Annotated in this window: 25 protein-coding genes and 1 pseudogene; 10 read left to right on the forward strand and 16 right to left on the reverse strand. The window is 54.5% G+C overall.

The genetic code is table 11. The features are described from left to right. Window positions 1–173, reverse strand: a 173-nt coding sequence (gene secE, locus Q0683_RS05585) for a preprotein translocase subunit SecE (protein WP_298976723.1), incomplete at its 3' end; no start/stop codon positions are given. 95 nt (window positions 174–268) lie between these two features. Here secE and Q0683_RS05590 point away from each other — a divergent pair. Then, a complete protein-coding gene (locus Q0683_RS05590; protein WP_298613101.1) occupies window positions 269–1162 on the forward strand; it encodes an alpha/beta fold hydrolase in 894 nt (297 codons plus the stop codon). A 2-nt stretch (window positions 1163–1164) separates the two neighbouring features. On the opposite strand, the gene Q0683_RS05595 is transcribed toward Q0683_RS05590, so the two are convergent. Then, entirely contained in the window at window positions 1165–1959 is a 795-nt protein-coding gene (locus Q0683_RS05595; RefSeq protein WP_298613104.1) for a hypothetical protein, read from the reverse strand. Between the two features lie 129 nt (window positions 1960–2088). Here Q0683_RS05595 and Q0683_RS05600 point away from each other — a divergent pair, with 129 nt between their 5' ends. After that, a complete protein-coding gene (locus Q0683_RS05600; protein WP_298976708.1) occupies window positions 2089–5145 on the forward strand; it encodes a glycoside hydrolase family 38 C-terminal domain-containing protein in 3057 nt (1018 codons plus the stop codon). Here the strand turns inward: Q0683_RS05600 and Q0683_RS05605 are convergent. Then, window positions 5142–5654 carry a single-stranded DNA-binding protein gene (locus Q0683_RS05605; RefSeq protein ID WP_298613164.1) on the reverse strand — a complete coding sequence of 171 codons (513 nt, stop codon included), beginning with the start codon at window positions 5652–5654 and terminating at the stop codon, window positions 5142–5144. The genes Q0683_RS05600 and Q0683_RS05605 overlap by 4 nt on opposite strands. A gap of 403 nt (window positions 5655–6057) precedes the next feature. Here Q0683_RS05605 and Q0683_RS05610 point away from each other — a divergent pair, with 403 nt between their 5' ends. Continuing rightward, a complete protein-coding gene (locus Q0683_RS05610) occupies window positions 6058–6183 on the forward strand; it encodes a hypothetical protein (RefSeq protein ID WP_298616962.1) in 126 nt (41 codons plus the stop codon). 14 nt (window positions 6184–6197) lie between these two features. Continuing rightward, the gene (locus Q0683_RS05615) at window positions 6198–6524 is read left to right on the forward strand and encodes a hypothetical protein (protein ID WP_298613111.1); all 327 of its coding nucleotides are present in this window, start codon (window positions 6198–6200) and stop codon (window positions 6522–6524) included. A 4-nt stretch (window positions 6525–6528) separates the two neighbouring features. Here the strand turns inward: Q0683_RS05615 and Q0683_RS05620 are convergent, their stop codons facing one another. The 3 genes from Q0683_RS05620 to Q0683_RS05630 are packed head-to-tail and all read right to left on the reverse strand — an operon-like array spanning window position 6529 to window position 9548. Continuing rightward, window positions 6529–7908, reverse strand: a complete 1380-nt coding sequence (locus tag Q0683_RS05620) for an anthranilate synthase component I (RefSeq protein WP_366142452.1) — start codon at window positions 7906–7908, stop codon at window positions 6529–6531. Beyond that, entirely contained in the window at window positions 7905–8807 is a 903-nt protein-coding gene (locus tag Q0683_RS05625) for an energy-coupling factor transporter transmembrane protein EcfT (RefSeq protein ID WP_298613116.1), read from the reverse strand. The genes Q0683_RS05620 and Q0683_RS05625 overlap by 4 nt, the downstream gene beginning before the upstream one ends. A 9-nt stretch (window positions 8808–8816) precedes the next feature. Then, window positions 8817–9548 carry a PspA/IM30 family protein gene (locus Q0683_RS05630; RefSeq protein ID WP_298613118.1) on the reverse strand — a complete coding sequence of 244 codons (732 nt, stop codon included), beginning with the start codon at window positions 9546–9548 and terminating at the stop codon, window positions 8817–8819. 549 nt (window positions 9549–10097) lie between these two features. Here Q0683_RS05630 and Q0683_RS05635 point away from each other — a divergent pair. Beyond that, window positions 10098–10412 carry a pentapeptide repeat-containing protein gene (locus tag Q0683_RS05635; protein ID WP_298613120.1) on the forward strand — a complete coding sequence of 105 codons (315 nt, stop codon included), beginning with the start codon at window positions 10098–10100 and terminating at the stop codon, window positions 10410–10412. Here Q0683_RS05635 and Q0683_RS05640 read toward each other — a convergent pair. Further along, entirely contained in the window at window positions 10409–11512 is a 1104-nt protein-coding gene (locus tag Q0683_RS05640; RefSeq protein WP_298976711.1) for a histidinol-phosphate transaminase, read from the reverse strand. The two genes, Q0683_RS05635 and Q0683_RS05640, sit on opposite strands and share 4 nt — an antisense overlap. A 113-nt stretch (window positions 11513–11625) precedes the next feature. On the opposite strand from Q0683_RS05640, the gene Q0683_RS05645 reads away from it, so the two are divergent. Next, the gene (locus tag Q0683_RS05645) at window positions 11626–12567 is read left to right on the forward strand and encodes a J domain-containing protein (protein WP_298613126.1); all 942 of its coding nucleotides are present in this window, start codon (window positions 11626–11628) and stop codon (window positions 12565–12567) included. On the opposite strand, the gene panB is transcribed toward Q0683_RS05645, so the two are convergent. Then, window positions 12539–13354 (reverse strand): 3-methyl-2-oxobutanoate hydroxymethyltransferase, encoded by an 816-nt coding sequence (panB, locus tag Q0683_RS05650; protein ID WP_298613167.1) that lies wholly within the window; start codon window positions 13352–13354, stop codon window positions 12539–12541. The genes Q0683_RS05645 and panB overlap by 29 nt on opposite strands. Window positions 13355–13471: 117 nt before the next feature. Between panB and Q0683_RS05655 the strand changes: the two genes are divergently transcribed. Beyond that, a complete protein-coding gene (locus tag Q0683_RS05655; protein ID WP_298613129.1) occupies window positions 13472–14995 on the forward strand; it encodes a bifunctional aminoglycoside phosphotransferase/ATP-binding protein in 1524 nt (507 codons plus the stop codon). A 31-nt stretch (window positions 14996–15026) separates the two neighbouring features. Then, window positions 15027–16322: a homoserine dehydrogenase gene (locus Q0683_RS05660; protein WP_366142729.1), complete on the forward strand. Its 1296-nt coding sequence runs from the start codon at window positions 15027–15029 to the stop codon at window positions 16320–16322. Here Q0683_RS05660 and cysW read toward each other — a convergent pair. From cysW to Q0683_RS05690, 6 genes are all read right to left on the reverse strand, one after another. Further along, window positions 16319–17158, reverse strand: coding sequence for a sulfate ABC transporter permease subunit CysW (gene cysW, locus Q0683_RS05665; RefSeq protein WP_298613132.1), 840 nt, complete (start codon window positions 17156–17158; stop codon window positions 16319–16321). The genes Q0683_RS05660 and cysW overlap by 4 nt on opposite strands. Then, window positions 17145–17996, reverse strand: a complete 852-nt coding sequence (gene cysT, locus Q0683_RS05670) for a sulfate ABC transporter permease subunit CysT (protein WP_298613136.1) — start codon at window positions 17994–17996, stop codon at window positions 17145–17147. Before cysT ends, cysW begins: the two co-directional genes overlap by 14 nt. Continuing rightward, a complete protein-coding gene (locus Q0683_RS05675; RefSeq protein ID WP_298613139.1) occupies window positions 17993–19042 on the reverse strand; it encodes a sulfate ABC transporter substrate-binding protein in 1050 nt (349 codons plus the stop codon). The genes cysT and Q0683_RS05675 overlap by 4 nt, the downstream gene beginning before the upstream one ends. 130 nt (window positions 19043–19172) lie before the next feature. Further along, window positions 19173–20564, reverse strand: coding sequence for a DNA repair protein RadA (gene radA / locus Q0683_RS05680; RefSeq protein WP_298976714.1), 1392 nt, complete (start codon window positions 20562–20564; stop codon window positions 19173–19175). Window positions 20565–20572: 8 nt separating this feature from the next. Beyond that, on the reverse strand, window positions 20573–21061 hold the full coding sequence (locus Q0683_RS05685; RefSeq protein WP_298613146.1) for an FKBP-type peptidyl-prolyl cis-trans isomerase: 489 nt from the start codon (window positions 21059–21061) through the stop codon (window positions 20573–20575). Beyond that, window positions 21055–21375 carry a phasin family protein gene (locus Q0683_RS05690; protein WP_298613149.1) on the reverse strand — a complete coding sequence of 107 codons (321 nt, stop codon included), beginning with the start codon at window positions 21373–21375 and terminating at the stop codon, window positions 21055–21057. Before Q0683_RS05690 ends, Q0683_RS05685 begins: the two co-directional genes overlap by 7 nt. Before the next feature lie 109 nt (window positions 21376–21484). Between Q0683_RS05690 and secG the strand changes: the two genes are divergently transcribed. Together secG and Q0683_RS05700 are read left to right on the forward strand one after the other, a co-directional pair. Further along, complete coding sequence (gene secG / locus Q0683_RS05695) at window positions 21485–21718, forward strand: preprotein translocase subunit SecG (RefSeq protein ID WP_298976717.1); 234 nt, start codon at window positions 21485–21487, stop codon at window positions 21716–21718. Window positions 21719–21728: 10 nt separating this feature from the next. After that, window positions 21729–22226, forward strand: a complete 498-nt coding sequence (locus Q0683_RS05700) for a GNAT family N-acetyltransferase (protein WP_298976719.1) — start codon at window positions 21729–21731, stop codon at window positions 22224–22226. 414 nt (window positions 22227–22640) lie between these two features. Here Q0683_RS05700 and Q0683_RS05705 read toward each other — a convergent pair whose 3' ends face one another. Both Q0683_RS05705 and Q0683_RS05710 read right to left on the reverse strand, forming a co-directional pair. Further along, the gene (locus Q0683_RS05705; protein WP_298976721.1) at window positions 22641–23582 is read right to left on the reverse strand and encodes a protein kinase domain-containing protein; all 942 of its coding nucleotides are present in this window, start codon (window positions 23580–23582) and stop codon (window positions 22641–22643) included. 28 nt (window positions 23583–23610) lie between these two features. After that, a pseudogene (locus Q0683_RS05710) lies at window positions 23611–23815 on the reverse strand (phosphorylase); the annotation flags it as partial.

The following is a 23815-nucleotide window of genomic DNA, read 5'->3' on the forward strand; positions in this document are numbered from 1 at the left end:
AGGTAGATGACAGCAGCTGAAAGGGAAACGATGAGAATCACTGCCGCAGATTCGCCAATCAGACGCTGGCGATCGGGCCACACCACTTTGTTGAGTTCTTCCTTGGTTTCGCGGAAAAACTCAGTTAACTTAAAGCCACTAGTGGGCTTTTCGCCTTCGGTACTTTTGGTCACGGCGACACTCCTTGGAGCGGGGGCAGCCCGCTGCTACCCATTTAATTCAGCGCGATTTATTATCATAGCAGGTTTCTTTTTTTTAGGAAATCCCAATGTTTGATTGCCTGCGATCGCGCACCCTGACGACGGCCATGGGTGAGGTGGCCTACGTTACAAATGATTTCAGCTCCGTGAACCCTGCCTACCCACCCCTATTTTTTTGGCATGGCTTTGGCGGCGGCTCAAGCCGCTATGAGTGGTCGGCGGTTTATCCGGCGTTTGCAGCCGAGTATCCCCTTTTTGCTTTAGATTTGCCCGGTTGGGGAGCCTCTGAGCATCGCAATCAACCCTATACGGTGGCGGCTTATGTGGAGCACTTGCTGGAGTGCCTTGGCCGATTGACGGTGGAGCCGGCGGTGGTGATCACGTCCTCATTGACAGCAGCCTTTGCCATCCAAGGGGCGATCGCCCATCCCCAACGCTTCCGTGGCCTCATTCTCACTTGCCCAACGGGGTTGAGTGAGTTTGGGCAAGATTACCGCCGGACTCCCTTAGCCCAAATTGCCCGCCAGCCCTATGTGGATATGGCCTTTTATCGCCTTGGGGTGGCCAATTCCCTGAGTGTGCAGTCCTTTATGGCCACTCAACAATTTGCCCGACCTAGCCGTATCAGCCCGGAAATGGTTGCCACCTATACCGCCGTGGCGCAGTTGCCGGGGGCAGAATTTGCGGCACTCGCCTTTGTGCGTGGCGATCTCTGTTGCGATCTCAGTCGCTTTTTGCCCCATCTGACAGTGCCGACCTATATTGTTTGGGGAGAGCAGGCCAAACTCCCTCCTGTGGCCGTAGGGCAACGCTTGGCACAGCTAAATCCTGAGGCCATTCGTGCCTTTGAGGTGATTCCAGAGGTGGGACTGACACCACAATTGGAATGTCCCGGAGTCATGATTGGCCGGATTGATCGCTACCTTGGCGAGTTGCTGGCCTCCCCTTGGGGCGATCGCTAAGGTTAACGCTGGGCATTGGCAGTGGCGGGCAGCGTGGTGCCATAGACACGGGGGCGATCGCCCTGAGCTAATTGGGTGCTCCCTTGAGTATCCACTGCCCAGATCGTGGCTTTGGGGTTTCCCATCGTTCGGGTTTGAAAGAGCACTCGCTGCGGATCTGTTGTGCTCCAACCTAGGAGAGTGGCAAAGTCGTATTCATCGGCCGTGGGATAAACTGTGGCCACATGACCCACGCCGGCCTGCCAGATCCACGCGCCATCGCTAATTAAGTCGGTGGCAAACAGGCCGCCAACCTGGCGTACCAAGAGACGATTGCCCGTTTCTGACCAGCCGACGGGAACAAGTACAGCAATCACCCCTTGACCTTGGGGTACCTCTGCCAAAAAGTCCCGCGGCATTTCCTTAAGGCTGTCAATTCGCTGCTGGGTGCCGCTCTGGCGATCGCGAATTTCAAGGACGCTCACCAATTGTTGCCGGTGTGCTTCGGGATCGGCCGTAAAATAGAGGGTAGCCTGCGCCACATAGCGGCCATCGGGGGAGACATATTGGGGGGTTTGTTGAGTAAAGCGGAGGGATTTCTTGGCCTTTAGGGCAGCAGCATGACCGTCCTCAATCCATTTCCAAGGGAAGGGGAAAGGACTCTGGAGAGGATCCACCACAACAGTTTCGACGGGGCGATCGGGGGCACGGGGCCGCTGGGATTGGGCAAGCATCACCGAGGCGATTGCAAGAGCCGTCAGGATCCCACCCACTGAGGAGATCAAAAACCCCCGCCACGGCTCAAATCGGGTTACCATGAGGTCGCTCCTCTGAAATAGAGTTTGCTTATTTTTCTTGACAGTTTGGTTAAACGAATGACAACCCCTCCTCACCCCTTTAGCATAGCAATTGGCCTAGGCCGATCGCAGGAAAATTAACGAAATTTTATGCTCTTGGCAGAATTACTCAAAAAATCTCGTGACTATTTGCATTCATTGGCAGTTATTGAGATTCATCGCCGGTGGTTTCCCCTTATCTCACCCTCCCTCAAAGACGCAGGGACTGCTCCCTATGCTGTGAATGCTAAAGGCCATCTGGCGTGGCTCAAGGGTCGGCACTCCCTCTGGTTGGGGCAGCGGATTACCGCACCAGCGACGGTTCAAGGCTATAGTGTGGCGGGTTTATCCCTACGCCTTGATCTCACCTGGTGGGCCGATCAGGCAATCGTGTATGTGAATGGTCAGGCGGTACACCAGGGAGACCTGTTTGATTCGTCTGTGAGCCTTTGCCTGGCGGAGACAGTGATCCCTGGTCAAACCTGGGAGGTGGTTTTACATTTGGTCAGTCCTGCCCATGAGGACGGTGCTCTGGTGAGATCGCGCCTGCGGTTTGAGTCGCCAACAGGAGTTGACCCCCACTTTGTTGCCACCGAGTTGAACATTCTAGAGCTTTTTGGCGGGATGCTTAACCCACACCCCCTTGAACCCCTGCTCAAGAAAATTTTAGAGAGCCAAGGGCAGCGCCCCCTCTTGGATGCACTGCTAGCAGAAATCCATGGGAGAATGCAGGCGATCGCCACCCCTTTGCGGGAGTTCACAATCCACCTGTGTGGCCATGCCCATCTGGACTTGGCGTGGCTCTGGCCGATCGCTGAAACGTGGCAAGTAGCACAGTCCACTTTTCGATCCGTATTACAGCTTAAGGAACGCTATCCCGAACTCACTTTTACCCATTCCACCCCCGCCCTCTATGCCTATTTGCAGACCCACACTCCGGAACTTTTTAGACAAATTCAGGAGGCAGTGGCAGCGGGTTGGTGGGACGTAGCGGCGGGTCTCTGGGTGGAACCTGAACTCAATCTCATTGACGGAGAGTCTATTGCCCGGCAGATTCTCTATGGCCAGCAGTACGTGCAGCAGGTTTTTGGGGAGATTAGCGCCATTGCTTGGTTGCCCGATAGCTTTGGCTTTCCGGAACGGCTCCCCAGTTTCTTGGCGCAGGGAGGGATTCGCTACTTTGTGACCCAGAAATTGCGCTGGAATGATACCACGCGCTTTCCCTACGGTTGGTTTGTCTGGCGGGATGTGGCGGGTGCTGAGGTGAATGCTCTGATGTCGGCACCCATTGGCGAGGGGATTGATCCCGTGAAAATGGCGGCCTATGCCCAAGAGTGGTGGCAACAAACGGGATCGCAGCGCAGTCTGTGGCTGCCCGGTGTGGGAGATCATGGCGGTGGCCCCACAGCAGAGATGGTGGAGCAGGTGCGGCGGTGGCAACACCTCGGAGGAATTGGCCCCCAGTGGCAATGGACTACAGTGCGGCAGTATCTGGATCAGTTAAGCCAAGAAACCCCGCCGACTCAACAGTGGCAAGGGGAGCTGTACTTAGAATTCCATCGCGGTTGCTATACCAGTCATGGCGATCAAAAGGCTGCCCACGATCGCGCCCAACGGCAACTGCAACAGGCGGAACGGTGGTGTGCCCTTGCCGCAATCACGACTTCGTTTGCTTACCCGACAGCAGAACTTAAAACCTGTTGGCAGCAGCTCCTCTTTAACCAGTTTCACGATATTCTCCCCGGCTCCTCGATTCCAGAGGTCTATGCGGAGGTCAACCCGATATGGCAAGAACTCTTGACGAAAACGGAAACCCTCCTAGATACAGCGCAAAGGGCGCTGTGCAAATCAATAAACTATGGCGAACCGCCAGGGGCAGGGGCTATTCCTGTGGTCATTTTCAATGGTGGGGTCGGCGATCGCGCCGCCGTTGTCTCCATTGACTTGGCGCAGCTACCCCAAAATGTGTCCTCTTGGCGGGTATATGCTCCGCAGGGAGAGTACAATCTGCCTGCCCAGTTGAATCCACCCCAAGGCTGCCTGACCTTGCTTACCCCTGAGGTGCCGGGCATCGGCTACACACTGCTGTGGCTTTGTCCAGAGTCTCGGCCTGACCCGTTACCGACCCCACCTCTGGGCTATGTCTTGGAAAATACCTATCTCCACGTTGAAATTAGTCCCACAACGGGGGAAATCACTAACCTCTATGACAAGTTAAATCATCGTCCCTGCTTGGGCGATCGCGGCAATCAACTGCAATTTTTCCGCGATCAGGGGCAGTACTGGGATGCATGGAACATTGACCCCCACTACCAGCAGCACCGACTGCCGGGCGCAACCCTAGAGGCCATTGAATGGGTGACCTGGCATCAACTGGAGCAGCGACTACGGGTGAGGTGGCGCTTTCAGTCCTCGTGGATCCAGCAGGAGTATGTATTGCAGTACCAAACCCCTTGGCTGCGCATTGACACGGCAATTGACTGGCAGGAGGAACATATTCTCCTCAAGGCAGCCTTTCCCTTGGCAATCTGTGCCGAGCAGATCACCTGCGAAACTCCCGGTGGCGTCACAGTGCGACCCACCCTCCCCAATCCCCGCCTGAGTGCCCACGAGCAAGCCAAATGGGAGGTGCCTTTTCTCACGTGGGTGGATTTGAGTACCCCAGAGTACGGCGTAAGTCTTTTTAGCGACTGCAAGCATGGTCTGGATGCCCAAGCCAATCAGCTGCGATTGACCCTCCTGCGATCGCCCACCTGGCCGGATGCAAATAGCGATCGCCGTCTCCACCACTTTAGCTATGGCGTCTTTCCCCACCGGGGCACGTGGCAAGAGGCAGAGGTTCCGCAGCAAGCAACTCAATTTAATCTTCCCCTCAGGGGCGCGATCGCTGCCGCCAATTCCTCAGGGACGCTACCGCCCCACGCTCAGCTTCTCCATTGGTCTGATGACTGCATTCAATGCCTTGCCCTGAAACAGGCAGAGGATGGACAGGGGTGGCAATTGCGGGTGGCTGAAGTGGCTGGCCAAGGGCGCACTTTAGAACTACACTCAACGCTCATCCCATGGCATATCAAGGGGCAGCAAACACTCCTAGAAACGGCGGCAGGGAATCTAGACTCGGCAACCCTCAACCCCTGGCAAATTCAAACATTTCGGCTGTCTCCCTAGAAGGGCACCTCATCCAAATTAATCTCCTCGGCTTCGGGGGGTGGCGGTGCCACCGTCGGTGTAACACGTGCGGTGACGGCGGGAGTAGCTGTTGCAGTTGGGGCCGGCTGTGCAGGGTGATCCACAATATTCCCCTCAACGGTGTAGAAACGGCTCACCACCAACTCGGCGCGTTTTTCTTTGAAGCCTTCGGGGCGGTCAATCGTGTTCATCTTCAGCCGCCCTTCAAGAATTAGGCGATCGCCCACTTTGCATTCTGCCTGCATTTTTTGTCCCAAATTGCCCCAGGCCACTATCCGCAAACTCATGGGTGGCTCTTCACTGCGCAGACTGGGAAACTGCACCACCATTGTGGCCACTGCCATCTGGGTATCCTGGGTATAGCGTAGCTCCGGGGCTTGAATAACTTCCGCAAAGAGGACGCAACTATTCATTCGATTGATTTCCAACAGGTCATGCTGCTTCCAGTATAGTCCCAAGGGCTGCTGCCACAAGGCCACGGGGTTCATTAAGGGCAATCAGCTTCTCCTTGGCACAGAGGAGCGATAGCCAACTATATCTTCTTATACTACCATATGGTTAGTTAGTAAATTCACAGAGGATATAGCTATGGCGCGGGTGGTTGTCCTGGGGGCGGGGATTGGCGGCTTGCCCACAGCGCTTGACTCACCCTTGACTTAATTGAACTTAATTGAATTGAAAAACGGAGCATTGAAACCATCACCAACGCCGAGGTCACTGCCATTGAGCCAAATCGAATTTTATTGCGGGATGGGCAGGTGATTTCCTTTGGCTTCAGCATGATTTTGCCGTCGTTTCGCGGCGCGGCATTTGTGCGAGCCTCACGCCTTATTTTTGCCCCTGCTGCCCACCCTACAACATCCCGATTGTCCTGAAATTTATGGGGTTGGCATGAGTGTTCAGCTCCAGCCTTTGCAAGCTACCCCTGTGCCCACCGGATTGCCCAAGACGGGTCAAATGACGGAGGAGATGGCATCGCGGCCAGCCACAATATTGCCGTTGCCCTTGGGGAATTAGCGGCTGGCTGGGTAGTGCCAACACTGGATGCCCTCTGTTTTGCCGACTTTGGCGACACAGGTATTGCCTATATTGCAGCTCCCCAGGGAAAATACCGTCGCCTTGCCTATGCCATTCAGGGGAAATGGGTCAGTTGGGTCAAGGCAGGCTTTGAGCGCTATTGTCGCCATCCCGATTCCTTAGTGCTGATCACTTCCAGCGGTCAAACCCTCACAGCAGCGAATGAGTTTCCCACAGCCGAAACGGTTACCTCTCGCTTCCCAACCGTCCTTGGTGCTGCTCTGCCCCTAGGGGAGCAGGGGACTGAGATTGCCGCTCCCACTGCTGTAGTGATTGGGTAGCTGATCAAGGGAGTCTAGAAAGCTGGGGTGCTGGCGTCCCGAGGGTCAAAAGCAGGGCTTGGGCTTTGCTCAGGGATTCTTGCCACTCCCGCTGCGGATCGCTGTCGGCGACAATACCGGCGCCCACCTGTCCCCAAGTGGTCTGGCGATCGCGAGCCACCAAGAGAGTGCGGATGAGGATATTCAAGTCCAGATGCCCCCGCTGATCCCAGTAGCCACAGGAGCCGTAAAACAAGTTGCGGGGAAAGGGTTCTAAGTCAGCCAAAATCTGCATACAGCGCACTTTGGGGCAGCCTGTAATCGTGCCGCCGGGAAAGAGGGCACGAATCACATCCACAGGGGACATCCCCGCTCGCAGTTTGCCGCGCACATTGCTCACTAGGTGAATCACATGGCTGTAGTACTCCAGCGTGAGCAGTTCATCCACCACCACACTGCCCCATTGGCACACCCGCCCCAAGTCATTGCGCTCTAAATCCACAAGCATGATGTGTTCTGCCTGTTCCTTGGTATTCCTGAGCAGTTCCTCGGCGTGGGCGCGATCGCCCGCCGGGGTTTGGCCCCGCGGACGGGTGCCGGCAATGGGTCGCGTTTGCACCCTGTCTCCCTGCACCTGCACCAAGCGTTCGGGTGAGCAACTGACAATATAGCCCCAAGGGGTCTGCCAAAAACTGGCAAAGGGGGAGGGGTTAATTTGCTGTAGCCGCAGGTATTGTTGCCAAGGATCAACAGGCCCGTAATGACAAAAGCGTGCCGACAAATTGGCCTGAAAAATATCCCCAGCACGAATGTGGCGGAGAATTTGCCGAACGGCGGCTTGATAGGTGTCGGGTTGCCAGCCGGCGGCGAGTTCAATGTGGCCGGGGCGATCGGGCACGCAGAGAGAGTGCTCAGGGGGGGGATCCGCAAGCGCTTGTTGCAGTGCCGCCAGTTGACTGGAGGTCGAAGCTGCCAGATAGAGGCAATCTGCCTGATGATCGAGGACGGCAAAGGCTGCCGGTTCATACCAAAAGGCCACTGGGAAAGGGAGGGGGTCAGGCTTGCGAGGGGGGAGGACTTCAATTTCCCACGCCACCTCATACCCCAGCCAGCCCAACCAGCCGCCGGTAAAGGGCAGATGGCTCACCGCTTCAGGAACTGCTTCACAGCGGGGGAACTGTTGCAGTGTCGGCAGGACTTGACCTAAGGACAGCGCCCACTGGCGATCGCCCCGCGGGGAACCCGCACAAATGGAGTAGCGCGCTTGGGGGGTAGAGGCTGGGGCGGGACTTTCCAAAAGGACGGCTATTGGCTCCGCCAAAAATAACTGCTGAAAAATAGTGCGACCGGTGCGACCCCGCAGCGGCAAAGAGCACCACAGCCACGGCCGACAGGGGAAGATCAATGGTGCGTTACTCCCCACCAACCCAACCGAACCAGCCAAAATAGTCCTACCCCCCCTAGAGCTAGCCAATCCCGTCGCTGCAGGCGCAAATGGTGCCATGGATTGTCGTAGGTGCCCGGTTCTTGAAAACCCCGTACTTGCATTGCGCAGGCCACCTGTTCGGCTCGCAGGAGCAAATTGTCCAATAGCCGTACCGCTAGGGTTAACCACAGCTTGATACTGCCCTTAATGCCCACCAATCGCCAATTGATGGCACGGGTTCGCACGGAGCGGCTCAGATTTTGCACCTCCTCCAAGACTAAGGGAATAAACCGCAGCGACAGCGTCAACGTCAGGGCAATTTCTGCCACGGGTAGCTTAAAGCGCTTTAGGGGCTGCATCAGGTTTTCCAAGCCGGCGGTGACTTCCTCTGGGGCAGTGGTGAGCAAAAACAGATGGGTGCTGTAGAGGAGGGTAAACAGGAGCGTACTCAGGCGTAGCCCCAAATCCAGCGATCGCTGGGAGACTTGCAGATGAACGGGAAACTGACCCACTTGGGTATGAAATTGCCATAGGAGATAGCGATAACTCGTGGGCGGGACTGTTGTTTCCAGAGGGCGGCGCGGTTGATAGGTCACAGCTAGTCCATCGGGCATCAAGGCGGTAATCCCCAGAATTAAACTGCCCAACAGGAGAAGCCACAGCAGTTGTCGCCGCCACACGCGTGCGGGAATCCCCCCGAAAAGCGTCAGTAGAATTAAGCTCACCACTAACCCTAAGCGCCAAGCGACATCGGCTAAAATGGGGGCCAACAGAAAGGTCATCAGCCATGCCAGCTTTACCCGCGGATCAAAGCGGTGCAGCCAAGTGATGGGTTGTTCTAGGTACAGCCCCAGAGGGAGCGATCGCAACAAATCCATGGAAAATGATTAATTTTTCTCCAGTTGCCGCCGCAGGGCTTCCAACTCTGGATCGTAGGCGGGGGTACTGCTGGGTGACAGTTGCGGATTCGCCAGTTCTGCCTTCAGTCGCGCCAAATCCTCATCAACACTGCCCCCTTCAAGGGCGGCAAACTTGGCTTCAAGGGTGTCACTGTTGAGTTCAGCCACTGCTTGGGAGCGGGCTTCGAGTTCTTGAACCCGTTCTTCCATGCGCTCGAAGGCAGCCATGGGGGCATTGGCATTGATACTACTAAAGGTTTGTTGTAGTTGCTCTGAGGCCTTGGCTGCCCGCGCCCGTGCCACGAGCATCTCTTTGCGCGTCTTGGCTTCGGCAATTTTGCTTTCTAGCTGTTGCATTTGGTTTTTCAGGGCTTCCACTTGAGTGACAGACTGTTCCAGTTGTCCCTTCAGCGCCATTGCCGCATTCAGCGCTGTTTTCTTGCGATTCAGTGCCTCCAGAGCCAGCTGCTCATCTCCGTGCTGGAGTGCAATTTTAGCCCGGCGTTCCCACTCAATTGCCTGCTGTTGATGTTGATTGAACTGTTGCTCTAGCCGTTTTTGGGAGGCGATCGCTTGAGCTACGGCTTGCCGCAGGGTTACCAGATTGTCCTGCATCTCAATCATGGTCTGCTCGAGAACTTTCTCGGGATCTTCAGCAGCACCCACCACAGCGTTAAGCCAGCTCCGAGCCACGCGGCTGATGCGATCAAACAGTCCCACGGTGTTATCTCCCTATTGGTTCCCTATTTATAGCAGTATGCCACTTTCTTTAGGAGGTTTGGACAAGAGTCCCAAAAACGGTTGCTGCTCGTGGCAAGGTCTAGGGTTAGAGCCGCCCAAATTTAGTTCTATTCCTTTAGGGAACCAGAAGCTTACAGAACCGGTTTCTTCACCGGCTTCAAGATGCCTTCACTGTCCGCCCAATGTTGGTGCCAAACTCCGTCAATTCAATTGGCGGGAAAACAGGGGGTCGCACCCTACCTATTTTAGGCGGAAATCTTTTTCATTTATAGGAAGCAAGCTCAGGAGAGTTCTATCGTTTAGTCCTCTCTGTTAAAATAAGCAGCTAAAAAATTAAGTGATACGTGAGTGCTTCTGCTTAAATTTGAGTAGCGTTTCAAAAAAAAGACATTATTTATTTGCCAAAATTAATAGTAAAATCGGTACTGTGAATGATTCAACCCTACCCCCCCCCCCGAAAATTCCGATAAACACGGCTTTTTAGAGCGCTATGCCCCGGCATTGCTCAATCAGAGAAAAGTCCAACAAATGTTGGATATGTATGCCAAAGGGGAGCGAACTTTCCGTCGCTTGGACTTAAAGGGAGTGACCCTGGAGAACCTAGATCTCACAGGAATTGATCTCAGTGGTGCCAATTTGACGAATGCAACTTTGATCAATGTCAATCTGACCTGTGCTAAACTTATTGAGGCTCAGCTCGTGAATGCTGAGCTAGTTAATGTTGAGCTAAATCGTGCCAACCTTAGCTGGGCAAATCTGCGGGGCGCAACGCTTGTCCACACTCCCTTAACAAAAGCTACGCTACGAGATACTGTGTTGCCCAGTGGTGAGGTAAGCGATTAGAGAACTTCTCTCAATCCTTGCTCAAAACGTTGCCAAAATCGTTGATTTTCTTCAGGCGTGCCAATTGTTACTCGAATCCCGCCGGCGATCGCCCGTACCAAAGTGCCCTGTTTTTTCAAAAATTCCCACAGAGGCTGCGTCTGTGCCGGTTCTCGCAAGCGGAAAAAGAGGAAATTCGCCACACTGGGCCAGACCCGCAGTTGGGGGCAAGCTTGCAGCCGCTCATAAAGGCGCTCCCGCTCCGCTAGGAGTGTGGGAATTGCTGCCAATAGCTCTTGGCGATGGTCAAGGGCAACCCGCGCCGCTACTTGGGAAAAGGTGGGCAGGTTATAGGGCAGACGGACTTTTTCTAAAACCGCAATCACATCAACATTGGCAATGGCATAGCCCACCCGATGACCCGCTAGGCGAAAGGCCTTGGAAAACGTGCGCAGAATTAACCAGTTGGGATGGGTTGTTAAGTCTCCCACCAGCGTCTTGCCGCAGAACTCAAAATAGGCCTCATCAATGACCACTAAAATGTCCTCAGGAAGCTGTCGTAGCCAGTCCACTTCCGCTGCGGTGAGCGGGTTGCCTGTGGGGGAGTTGGGTTGCAGCATAAAGAGGACGCGCACCGGCGGATGAGCTTGCCCAAGGAGGGTGTTGACCTCAGCAATGGGCACAGCAAACGTCTCAGGATCGCGGTGTGCCCGATAGACGGGAATCCCCAGGGTTTGGGCGAGGATCCCGTATATGGAAAATGTTGGCTCAGCGACTAAGATAGAACCATAGCCCCCGATCGCAGTGGCCAGCAAAATCGAGCGAATTAGCTCGTCGGAGCCGTTGCCAACCGCAATTTGGTGTGGGGAAATTTCAGTTGGGCTGTGTTCACTGACATAGCGGGCGATCGCCTGCCGTAACTGCCAATGGTGAGCGTCGGGATAGCGATGACTGGCAAGATCCCGAATGTACTGTTGAGCTAAGTCTTCTTTCAGGCGAGGGGGTAAATCCCACGGCAACTCATTGGTATCGAGGTAGTCGAATTCTAGCGGTAGGGAGTCGCTGGGGGGGGTGACGTAGGTGCAGAGGTTGCTCAGTTCTGGACGAAGAAACGTCGCCATGCCAAGACAGTATAAGGGGATTCAATTATAATAACACTGAGCTTTTTGCCCTAATTTGCTGCCAACCCTGACACCGATCTTCATCTTTTGACTATGTAGAGGCAAATGTTCCTATGGCGCGTACCGACTTCAAAGATTACTATCAAATCCTCGGGGTCAGCAAAAATGCCACGGATGCCGAAATTCGGCAGGCCTTTCGCCGCCTTGCCCGCAAGTATCATCCCGACTTAAATCCGGGCGATAAAGAGGCAGAAGCTCGTTTTAAGGAAATTAATGAAGCCCACGAAGTGCTCTCGGATCCAGAAAAGCGGCGCAAGTACGATCAATTTGGTCAATATTGGCAGCAGGCCAGTGCGGCGGGTGCCGGTGGCTTTAATGTGAATGTAGGTGACTTTGGGGCTGATTTTAGTCAATTTGCCAACTTTGAAGACTTTATTAACGAGCTGTTGGGGCGATTTGCCACTGGCACAACCACAGGACGCACCCGCACTTGGAGCACGGTGGGGTTTGATCCATCGGGATTTGGCGTCACCGATACAGAACTAGAAGTGCAAATTAGCTTTGAAGAGGCCTTTCGGGGATGTCAAAAGAGCCTCAACATCGGTGGTGAACAGATGACAGTTACCATTCCTGCCGGCGTGAGGTCGGGGACGAAGTTGCGGCTGCGGGGCAGAGGTCAGTACAACCCCTACACGCAACAGCGAGGCGACCTCTACCTGACGGTGCAGGTGGCTCCCCATCCCCTCTTTCGCTTTGAGGACGACCAACTAGTCATTGACTTGCCACTTACTCCCGATGAAGCCGCCTTAGGTGCCCAGGTAACCGTGCCTACTCCTTCTGGTAATGTCGTTGTGAATGTGCCTGCGGGGACGCGATCGGGTCAATCTCTGCGACTGCGGGGCAAAGGGTGGCCGAATCGGCTAGGGAGCAGGGGCGATCTTCTTGCCAAAGTGCAAATTGTGCCGCCCAAATTCCTGAGTTCGCAAGAAAAAGAACTCTACGAAAAATTGCGATCGCTGCGCACGTTTAATCCCCGTGCTCATTGGCGGGTATAGCCGCGGGAAACTGGCGGGATTTTACCGCTTGGCAGTAGTTCTCAACAGCCGCGATCGCCTGCGTTCCCAAGTCGGCATACACCTTGGCAAAGGGAGGAACTTGCGGACTCAAGCCCAAAATATCTGCGGTCACGAGCACCTGACCATCGCAGTGGGAGCCAGCCCCAATCCCAATCGTGGGAATGTCCAGTTTGGCCGTAATCTGCTGCGCCAAAGTCGCCGGGATGTGCTCCAAAATCACTGCAAACGCGCCGGCCTCGGCAAGGGCAAGGGCATCGGCTAAAATTGCTTCCGCCCCCTGAGGCGTGTTGCCCTGTTGCCGCCACCCTCCCAATTGATGTATCCGCTGGGGCAATAAACCCACATGACCCAAAACAGGGATGCCCACTTCAACTAAGCGCCGTGTGGCCGCACACACCGCAGGGGAAGCGCCTTCCATTTTCACGGCCTGGACTTGTGCTTCCTTAACCAAACGCCCCGCCGATCGCAGCGCTTGCTCTGCACTTTCTTGGTAGCTCAAAAAGGGCAGATCACACACGAGGAAACTGTAGGTAACGCCCCGCCGCACGGCTTGGGCATGGTGAATCATCTGCTCAAGGGTGACCGGCAGCGTGGTGGGATAGCCAAGGGCAACCATTCCCAAGGAATCCCCCACAAGGATCATGTCCACCCCTGCGGCATCCAATAGCCGTGCCCACAGATAATCCCAAGCGGTGAGCATGGTAATCGGCTCTCCCTGCTGTTTTTTCTGTTGCAGTTGCGGTAATGTAACAGGACGACGCACCATAGCCAGATCCACGAGGGTTGTATCCCCATCCTCTAAAGGAACTGCCAAAACGTCAATTTAGCGAGGGGGGATAGACTCTAGTAATATGATTGTTGCCCAATGGAAGCCACACTACCCATGTCCTTGCCTGCCTTTGTTGAAGCGCTATTAACACCTTCGGCTTACCCCCATCCGGTCACCACACCGATTCAATTGTTGCAAACGCATATTTCCTATGTGTTTCTTACGGGGAACTATGCCTACAAGGTGAAAAAGCCCGCGGACTTTGGCTTTTTGAACTTTACAACCCTCGAAAAGCGCCGATTTTACTGTCAGGAGGAGTTGCGGCTCAATCGGCGCTTGGCACCGGATCTGTACTTGGCGGTGGTGCCCATTGTGGCGGTGGGGGATCGCTACTCCATCGCCGATCCTCACGCCTTACCCCCAGGGGCAGAAATTGTGGACTATGCCGTGCAAATGCGGCAGTTTGATCAATCGCAACTCTTTTCTCACCTCTTTGGAGCCAACCAAGTCACCCCTCAGCTCATTGAATCCCTCGGCAAAGAATTGGCTCACTTCCACCGCACCGCTGCCACCGGTCCCCATATTAGTAAATTTGGTTCCCCGCAAGCGATCGCCCAAGTGATTCAGAATTGCCATGCGCTTGCCGCTCAGTTTGTCGGCCGCTGTCAATCGCCAGAGCAGTATGCAGCGATTCAGGCCTTTACTGATGACTTTTTGATTCGGCATCAAGAGTGGTTTGTACAACGACAAGCCGGCGGGAAAATTCGCGAATGCCATGGTGATCTGCACCTCAACAACATCTGCCTTTACAACGGCAAAGTGCAAATTTTTGACTGCATTGAGTTCAACGAAGAATTTCGCAACATTGATGGCATCTATGACGCTGCCTTTTTAGCCATGGATTTGGAGTTCCGCGGGCGCCCTGACTTAGCCAATCTTTTCCTGAACACCTACTTGGAGTGGAGCGGTGACTATGAGGGGGCGGTGCTATTGCCTCTGTACCTCTGTGTGAGAGCCTATATTCGCGGCAATGTGAACGCCTTGGCACTCAACGACCCTGCCATTAGCGAGGCTGAAAAGGCGCAGATTCAAGCCACGGCTGCGGCCTATTATGAGGCGGCCTATCGCTACACCCAACCGCGCCAAGCCAAGCTCTATGTCATGTGTGGTCTTTCAGGAGCGGGCAAAAGTACAAGAGGACGGGGGCTGGCTCAGGCGGAGCAAGCGATTCAAATTCGTTCGGATGCGGTGCGCAAACACTTGGCGGGCTTACCCCTTGATCGTCGCAGCAGCGATTTTCCAGAAGTCGATCTCTATTCTGAGGCCATGACCCAAAAAACCTACGACCAGCTCTTGGCCTATGCAGAGTTGTTGCTGTCGCAGGGGCAGACAGTGATTTTGGATGCGAAGTACGACCGCGTGGCACTGCGGCAACCGGTAATTGCTCTCGCAGAGAAACTGCATGTGCCCCTAGAAATCCATTTTTGTAGTGCGCCGCCAGAGGAACTACACCGCCGCTTGAGCGATCGCCGGGGGGATATTGCCGAGGCTACGCCCGATCTGATTGCTGCCCAAATGGCCAGTTTTGAATCCTTTTTGCCGAGTGAGGAACCCTACGTTCGCCATGTGTGCGACTAGGAGGGCGGATAATAGAAACGAGTGCAATAGGATGGGTCTGATGTATCACATTGGTTTACTGGGGTTGGGCACAGTGGGTGGCGGCGTGGCGCAAATTTTGACGGATCCAGTGGGGCGCCACCCCCTGCTCAAGGAACTGGCGATCGCCCAAGTGGGAGTACGAGATCGCCACAAACCCCGCGCCGTTGAACTTGATCCACAACTTTTCACGACAGATTTAGAAAGCATTGTTACCAACCCTAACATTGACATTGTTGTCGAAGTCCTCGGCGGCATTGAACCGGCGCGATCGCTAATCCTCAAGGCCATTGCCCACGGTAAGCACATTGTCACTGCCAACAAAGCGGTGATCGCCCGCCACGGCGATGAGATTTTTGATGCGGCCAATGCCCAAGGGGTCTATGTGATGCTAGAAGCGGCTGTGGCAGGTGGAATTCCCGTCATCCAAGCCCTAAAGCAAAGCCTAGGCGCAAACCGCATCCACAGCGTGACCGCCATTCTCAATGGCACCACCAACTACATCTTGACCCGCATGCAGCAGGAGCAGGGGGAGTTTGCACCGATTCTGGCCGATGCCCAACGCCTCGGGTATGCCGAGGCGGATCCCAGTGCCGACATTGAGGGGTGGGATGCGGCGGATAAAATTGCCATTCTTGCCAGCCTTGCCTTTGGCGGCCGCATTCGCCGCGAGGAAGTTTATGCTGAGGGCATTAGCGGCATCACCGCGGTGGACATCACCTATGCCGAAAAGTTAGGGTTTCGCATTAAACTACTGGCGATCGCGCGCCGTTTGAGCGGTCAACCCCTAGAGGTGCGCGTTCATCCCACCCTCGTTCCTGTAGAGCATCCCTTAGCAGGTGTGAATGGCGTCTTTAATGCCATCCTCCTCGAAGCCGAGCCTTTGGGACAGGTGATGTTCTACGGTCCCGGTGCCGGTTCAGGGGCAACCGCCAGCGCCGTTGTAGCAGATTTAATTAACATTGCTGCTCTGCTGCCCCAAGGACGTGCCAGCCATCCCTTGCTCACCTGCCAGCACGATCAGTGGATGCCGCTGCTACCGATGGCAGAGGTGGATAGTCGCTTCTACGCCCGCGTCCATGCCCAAGATCATCCGGGGGTATTGGGCAAGCTGGGCACCTGTTTTGGCCACCACAATGTTAGCCTCGAATCTCTTGTGCAGATTGGCAGCCATAATGAACTGGCAGAAATTGTGATTGTCACCCACCATGTGCGCGAAGGTGAGTTTCGCCAAGCCATGGCTGAAATTGCTCAGATGAGCGACATTGCAGCGGTACCCGCAATTTTGCGGGTCTTGGGCACGTCCTAGAGCTTGGGCTTGATTCCTGTTTTCCGCTCCACGATTTCCTTAACCACCAACGTCACCAGTGCCAAGAGACCGAGAATCACTGCTGCTGCGTAGGCCGACTCGGTGTTGTAGTTTTTGTAGGCATCTTCGATAAACAGGGGCAGAGTTTGCGTCAATCCAGCAACATTGCCAGAGACAACCGCCACGGCCCCAAACTCCCCCATTGCCCGCGCATTGGTCAACAAGACCCCATAGAGCAGCCCCCAACGGATATTGGGCAGCGTCACCCGCCAAAAGGTTTGCCACTCGTTTGCCCCTAGAGTTTTTGCGGCTTCCTCCTGCTCGGTGCCGATTTCTTCCAGCACAGGGATGACCTCCCGTGCCACGAAGGGCAAACTCACAAAGGCCGTTGCCAGCACCATCCCCGGAAAGGAAAAAATGACACGAATATCCAAGGCGTGCAGCCAGCTCCCGAACCAGCCATTGCGACCATAGACCAGTACCAGCATTAATCCAGCAACCACGGGGGAGATGGAAAAGGGCAAATCAATCATGCTGAGCAAAAGAGTCCGCCCCGGAAAGCGATGGCGGGCGATCGCCCAGGCAGCACAAAGGCCAAAGACCATATTCAAGGGCACCACCACCAAGGCGAGAGCAAACGTCAACCACACGGCATGGAGAAAATCCGGCTCTAGTAAGTTTTGCACAAAGGGCACGACTCCCTTGTGAAAGGCTTGGAAAATCACATTGGCCGCCGGTATCAAAAGCACAAGGGCTAAGTAGCCGATGGCAATGACAATTAAAAGAGCATGCAGCCACGGTTTTTCTTGGGTCGGTGAGGATTTAACGCTGCGCATAGCGCTGCCCCCATGCTTGCAGTAGGTTGATTAGAAATAAAATCCCTAGGGACACCAAGAGCATTACCGTACCAATAATCGCGGCGGCCTCATAGTCATACTGCTCTAAGCTCTGAAACACCAGCACCGAGGCAATCAAGTCCCGAAAAGGCGTGTTGGAAGAAATGATGACCACTGAGCCAAATTCCCCTACGGCGCGTGAGAAGCCCAAGGCAACCCCCGTGAGAATGGCGGGCATCAAAGGGGGCAAAATCACCCGCCAAAAGGTCTGCCCAGGGGTGGCCCCCAGCGACCACGCTGCCTCCTCCACATCTTTTTCCATCTCCGTGAGAACGGGCTGAACCGTGCGAATGACAAAGGGCAACGAAATAAAGAGCATGGCCACCGCCACCCCCCAGCGGGTAAAGGCAATTTTGATCCCCCAGGGAGCCAATAAGCGGCCAATCCAGCCATTTTCGCTATAGACCGTAGCGAGGGTGAGACCGGCCACCGCGGTGGGCAGGGCAAAGGGCAAATCCACCACAGCATCAAAGAAGCGTTTTCCCGGAAAGGAGTAGCGCACCAGCACCCAAGCAATCAGAGTACCAAAGACGCCATTGATGAGCGCCGTGATCAGGGCAGTGACAAACGTGACTTCGTAGGCCGAGAGGGCGATCGCCCGCGTAGCCACCTGCCAAAAATGCCCTGGCCCCACACTGGCGGCACGACTCAAGAGGGCGGCAATGGGCACAGCCAGCATCACCAGTAAGTAAAAGACCGTAATTTTCCAGACCCAGGGGAACTGCCAGCGCCGTTTCTGAGGAGAGAAGGTGGGGGAAATGGGTTGAGGAGCGCTCATGCGGCTTGATTCTCCTGTTGAATTTGATCAAACAGGGCACCATCGGCAAAAAATTGCGCTTGCACCTTCTCCCAGCCTCCTAAATCCGCGACGGTAAAGAGGGTGGGCACCGGCGGAAACTCCTGCCGATGGGCGGCAAGAACTGCGGCATCCACGGGTCGAAAACCATACTGTGCAAAAATTTCTTGGGCTTGCGGAGTATAGAGAAACTCAACATAGGCCTGGGCTACCTCCCGTGTGCCATGTTTATCCACATACCTATCCACAACGGCGATCGGATTTTCAATCAGGATGTTGACCGGAGGAATACTATAGGAGAGGGTTTGTCCCTTTTTTCGTGCCAAGAGCACTTCATTTTCATAGTTGATCAGGGCATCTCCTTGTCCCTGTTTTAGAAACGCATCGGTGGCTTCACGGCCATCGCGAGGTAAGGCAGCCACATGGCGAAAAGCCTCAGTTACAAACTGCCGCGCTTGTGCAGGTGTTCCCCCTGTTTGGGTGATTGATCCCCACAGAGCAAGGAAGTTCCAGCGAGCCGCGCCAGAGGTTTTGGGATCCGCAGTAACAAATGTGACCCCCTCACGCGTGAGGTCTTGCCATGTTTGCAGATTTTTGGGGTTCCCCTCGCGGGTAATCAAGGCACAGACAGAGGTGGTGACAATGCTGTTATGGGGGGCTTGACTCGCCCAATCGGGAGAAATTAACCCTGCTTTGACTATGCGATCGACATCTAAGCCGAGGGACAAGTGCACAATATCGGCTTCTAAGCCATCAATCACTGCTCGCGACTGGGAACCGGAAGGTCCGTAGGTGGTGCGAAAACGAACTTTTTGCCGGTGTTCTCGCTCCCACTGGGCGGCAAACAGGGGCATAATAGCCTCATGGGCTTTTTTAGTCACTGCAAACGAGGAGAGGGTTAGGTTCACTTGAGCAGGACGGCCATCGGGCAGAGTGGCCTGAAATTGACAAGCAGCAGTGAGAGCACTGAGGCCTACCGCCAGTAGGAACAGACTGAACCAAACCCTAAAACGCCGCCAGCGAACCATTCTGCAATCAATCTACGATAAGTCGGTCGGAATACCGATGTGTAACCATATTAGCAGAAGGGCAGCCATTCTTAGGTCTTAGCCCCTAGAACGTTGGGATAAGAATAAGCGTACTTAATTTGTTTGTTACTTAAGGCGATTCCTCGGCGGTCAGCGGGCCAAGGGCAGCCACAATGGCATCGGTAATGCGACGTACAGGATAAATCTCTAGGCCCGCCATGGTGCAGCTGGGGCTTTCGGGAATAATTGCCCGACGAAATCCCAGTTTCAGCGCTTCCCGCAGCCGTAGCTCTAGCTGAGAGACTGCCCGCACCTGTCCCGCCAGCCCCACTTCGCCAATGATCACCGTTTGGGGTTGGACGCAGCGATCGCGAAAACTGGCCACCACGGCCACGGCAACCCCTAAGTCAGCAGCCGGTTCGGCGACATTCAGCCCCCCAGAGGAGGCCACATAGGCATCCAGCTTTGAGAGGGGTACCCCTAGGCGTTTTTCCAGGACGGCGAGAATTTGCAGAAAACGATTGTACTCAATGCCCGTGGCCGTGCGGCGGGGAGAGGGGTAACTCGTGGGGCTAACCAAACTTTGCAATTCCACCACTAGGGGCCGGGTGCCCTCGCAGGCAACAATGGTGGCGGTACCGGGGGTTGGCTGGCGATCGCCCAAAAACAGTGCAGAAGGATTGCTGACCTCGGCTAAGCCCTGTGCCCCCATTTCAAAAACGCCGATTTCTTGACTGGCTCCAAAGCGATTTTTGACCGCCCGCACGAGACGGTGACTGGCAAAGCGATCGCCCTCAAAATAGAGCACCGTATCCACTAAATGTTCCAGCACCTTGGGGCCAGCGATCGCCCCCTCTTTGGTAACATGCCCCACAATAAACAAACTCATCTGCTCCCGCTTGGCAAAGCGCATCAGCATTGCTGTTCCCTCACGCACCTGAGATACCGACCCGGGGGCAGCGGTGAGTTGGGGCAGATAGACAGCTTGAATACTATCAATAATTGCCAGATGGGGTTGGAGATGGGCAAGTTCCTGCAAAATGACCTCTAAATCTGTTTCTGCTAGGAGATAAAGAGAAGGAGGTACGGCAATGCCCAGTCGTTGCGATCGCAATTTCACCTGTTGTGCCGATTCCTCCGCACACACATAGAGAACGCGCTGCGTTTGTCCTAGGGCGGCTGCCATCTGCAACAAAAGTGTGGACTTACCAATCCCCGGTTCTCCGGCCACCAAGACAAGAGAGCCGGGGACAATGCCGCCGCCTAACACCCGATCCAACTCAGCAAATCCAGAGGAAGAGCGGCTCTGTCTCTGTTCACTAATCTCGCCTAGGGTTTTGGCACTGAAGGCTTGGGGGGGAGAGGATTTTCTAGGCGTTTTCCGTTGACAAGACGGCTCCGCCGCCGCCACCGCCTGCTCATCAAGGGTATTCCACTGACCACAGTTGGGACAGCGACCAAAGTATTGCAAAAACTCTGCGCCGCACTCGCGGCAGATGTACAGTACCTTGGCCTTGGGCATGGCCTGCCCTATTGCACCGCCAACAGTTCAACGTCAAAAATCAGGGTTGCATTGGGGGGAATGACACCACCGACACCGCGTGCCCCATAGCCGAGGTTGGGGGGAATAATCAGTCGCCGCTGACCCCCGACATGCATCGAGGCAACCCCTTCATCCCAACCTTTAATAACTTGACCCACACCAATTTGGAACTGGAAAGGCTGGCCGCGATCGCGGGAGCTATCAAAGATGCGGCCATCGGTGAACATTCCCGTGTAGTGAACTGTAACGCGATCCCCCACTTGGGGCTGGGTTCCCGATCCAACGACAATATCTTCGTATTGCAAGCCTGAGGGAGTAGTAACGACGTTTGGATTTCCCATGAGTTGAGCGGCCTCCGTTGACACCTCCGGCGGCATGCCGGCGATCGCGATCGGAGCCGCCACCAGCCATACGCCTACCAAGACAATACCACAGAGAAGCCAGCCATAGACTCGATGCAACTGTTGTCTTACCATGAGCGATTTTTTAACTCCCTAACCTCCCGTTCTAGGCGATCGATGCGTCCCCGCAATTCATCAATTTCTGACTGCTGTGGTACCCCCAAGCTCTCCAAGAACTGGCGGGTTTGTCGTTGCACCGCTGCATCCAGAGAAGCGGCATCTTCCCTAAGGTGTGTCAAGACTTCTTCCACAATTGCCTTTGCCTGATCGGCATTCAGGCGTCCCTCTTTTACCCATTGGTCGCTTACTTGACGCAACTTTTCAGCCACCAGGGAAGTGGTGCCGACACCAATTAGAAGCAGTTGTTGAAGCAAATTTTGCTGATTCATGGGGCACGTTCAAAACGCCTATCTTGTATTGTGCCACCGGTGCCTAGGCTTGCGGTAAGATCAAAAAAGGGTCAGCGAGTATAAATTCCCATTGCCAGCGAGGTTGAGGATGATTGAAAAAATTGCCATGGGTCTGTGGGCGTTCTCGGCAGTCGGTCTCATTGTCTTGGTCTTGCTCCACAGTCCTAAGGGCGATGGCCTCGGTGGGATTGGCGGTCAAGCCCAGCTCTTTACCAGCACCAGAAGTGCAGAAACCACGTTAAACCGTGCCACTTGGACGTTGATAGTGCTGTTTATGGCGCTCACCGTTGCCCTCAGTGCGGGTTGGCTGCGCTCAATTTAGTTGGGTTGACGTGTCTTTTTCGTTTGCGATCCGTCCAGCAACACCGGCGGATGTCCCCAGCATCTTTCAACTAATCCAAGCTCTTGCCGCCTATGAAAAGCTGAGCCACGCCGTAACGGGTACAGAGGAATCCCTGCGGCAGCATCTGTTTGGCGATCGCCCCTATGCCGAGGCATTTTTAGCTGAAACTACGGCTCAAGTCATTGGCTATGCCCTGTTTTTCCCCACCTACTCCACCTTCCTCACCCGCCCCGGCCTGTGGTTGGAGGATTTGTTTGTGTTGCCTGCCTATCGGCGCCAAGGGGTGGGTACTGCCCTCCTGAAGGCTCTAGCACGGCTGGCCGTAGAGCGCGACTATGGCCGTATCGAGTGGAGCGTTCTGGACTGGAATAGGCGTGCGATCCAATTTTATGAACGCCTGGGCGCGACTGTGTTGCCCGATTGGCGTATCTGCCGCCTTAGTGGTGAGGTCTTGACGACCCTTGGGAGCGCTCAGGGAATCGGTTAACCCTTTTTCCCAAATAGTGCCCCAGGAAATAGGCCACTTGTTCGAGATGCATTGATGGAGAGAGGTAGTCTTGCGTGAGCACGAGTTGCTGATTGCCCCCCGCAAGGATAAGTCGAGCAGGAACTATATCATCATCAGTCTCAGATCTTAGGAGTATCAATTCGATAGCCGGGGTGAAACTCGATAGTTTGGAGAGACCTACGCGGTAGTACTTCTTTAGAAAATCGGATTCCCAAAAAATAGGTTTCCAATTGGAGGGTTTCCCTTGTGATCGTTAAAATTTCCCAACTCCAAGGGTAGAAGAAGAAAGCTATTAGACAGAACGTTGCCACGAAAAACAAGAGGAATCCAACCTCCATCGAAAAGCCTAACCCCGTTGCTAGCAGCATCAGTATGAACAAGACTACGGGATAATTAATAAGAGATAGCAAAGGAAAACAACAAGCAGAGAAGGTAGCTCTGGTGCAATTCCCCCCGCAGACCTTCAGGTGTTTCTTTAATCTGACAGTACGAAGAAGGGGAAAGAGGGGGAGGGGATACCGAATGAGAACTCATCAGTCTGTTCAATCTTTCTTGGGCGAGAACTGCCGATTCAAATCGTTCTGGCAACGCAAGAGCAACCATTTTCTCTAGCCAGCGAGTAAACTCAGGACTCAAGGCCACATAGGGCGGCAACTGGAGGTGTCCTGCGCGGTAAACCTGCTCGTTTAGGGGTTGATTCAGGGTCAGCTCAATCAAACTCATGCCAAGGGCATATAAATCGCTGGCTGGGCATATTGCTCCTTGGCGCTGTTCTGGTGCAATGTAGGGACTTGTCTCTGTGAGACTAGCGGCGACTGGAGGAATTTGGGCAACCCCCCAGCCAATAAGATAGACAGCGCCTAAATCATGGCCAGAGCGATCGCCCAGAAGAATTGTGGTGGGATTGATATTGCCATGAATCAGCGGCGGCTGCTGACCATGCAGATAAATTAGAACCTCTAAAAGCCGCTGCGCCAGCAATTGCAAGTCCGCTTCGTTAAAAATACGCCCTTCAGCTTTCCAAGTGGCTAGGGATTTGGCCTCAATATAACTTTCGACAAGTGCAAAACCTTTACCTGTTTCAATGTCCACCTCAAAGCTATCCAGATAGGCAGGGAGCGCAGCATGGTTGAGTTTTTTCAAGGCAGTGGCTGTGCGCTCAAGAAGATTTATCTCCTCCTTCGACATTCCCCTGCCAACGAGGAAGAGGTAGAGCACCACCTGTTCATAGCGCCGCCGATCTAAGGCTAAGTAGGTCTGGAGCCAAGCATTGGAGGCTAACTCTCGCAGAATTTCATAGCGATTACCCAAAATTTGACCAATGAGCTGTGCCATACCGTTTTTCCAACTGGCCACCTCTATCCTAGCGACTGAGTTGCCGAACAATTTCTGGGGCAATTCTTTGCAGCACTTTGAGGGCTTTGAGACTACCTTGAATTAAATGTGCTGCCGCCAGAGGGTTACGGAGCAGGGCGATCGCCAGTGGCCACGGCTGCAAATTCCCCTGAGCATCAAAGGCTTGACTTAAATTCGGTAGGTCGCGATCGCCCCCATCACTAATTACCCGC

Source organism: uncultured Thermosynechococcus sp. (genome assembly GCF_938074695.1).
In the GTDB taxonomy this organism is placed as follows: domain Bacteria; phylum Cyanobacteriota; class Cyanobacteriia; order Thermosynechococcales; family Thermosynechococcaceae; genus Thermosynechococcus.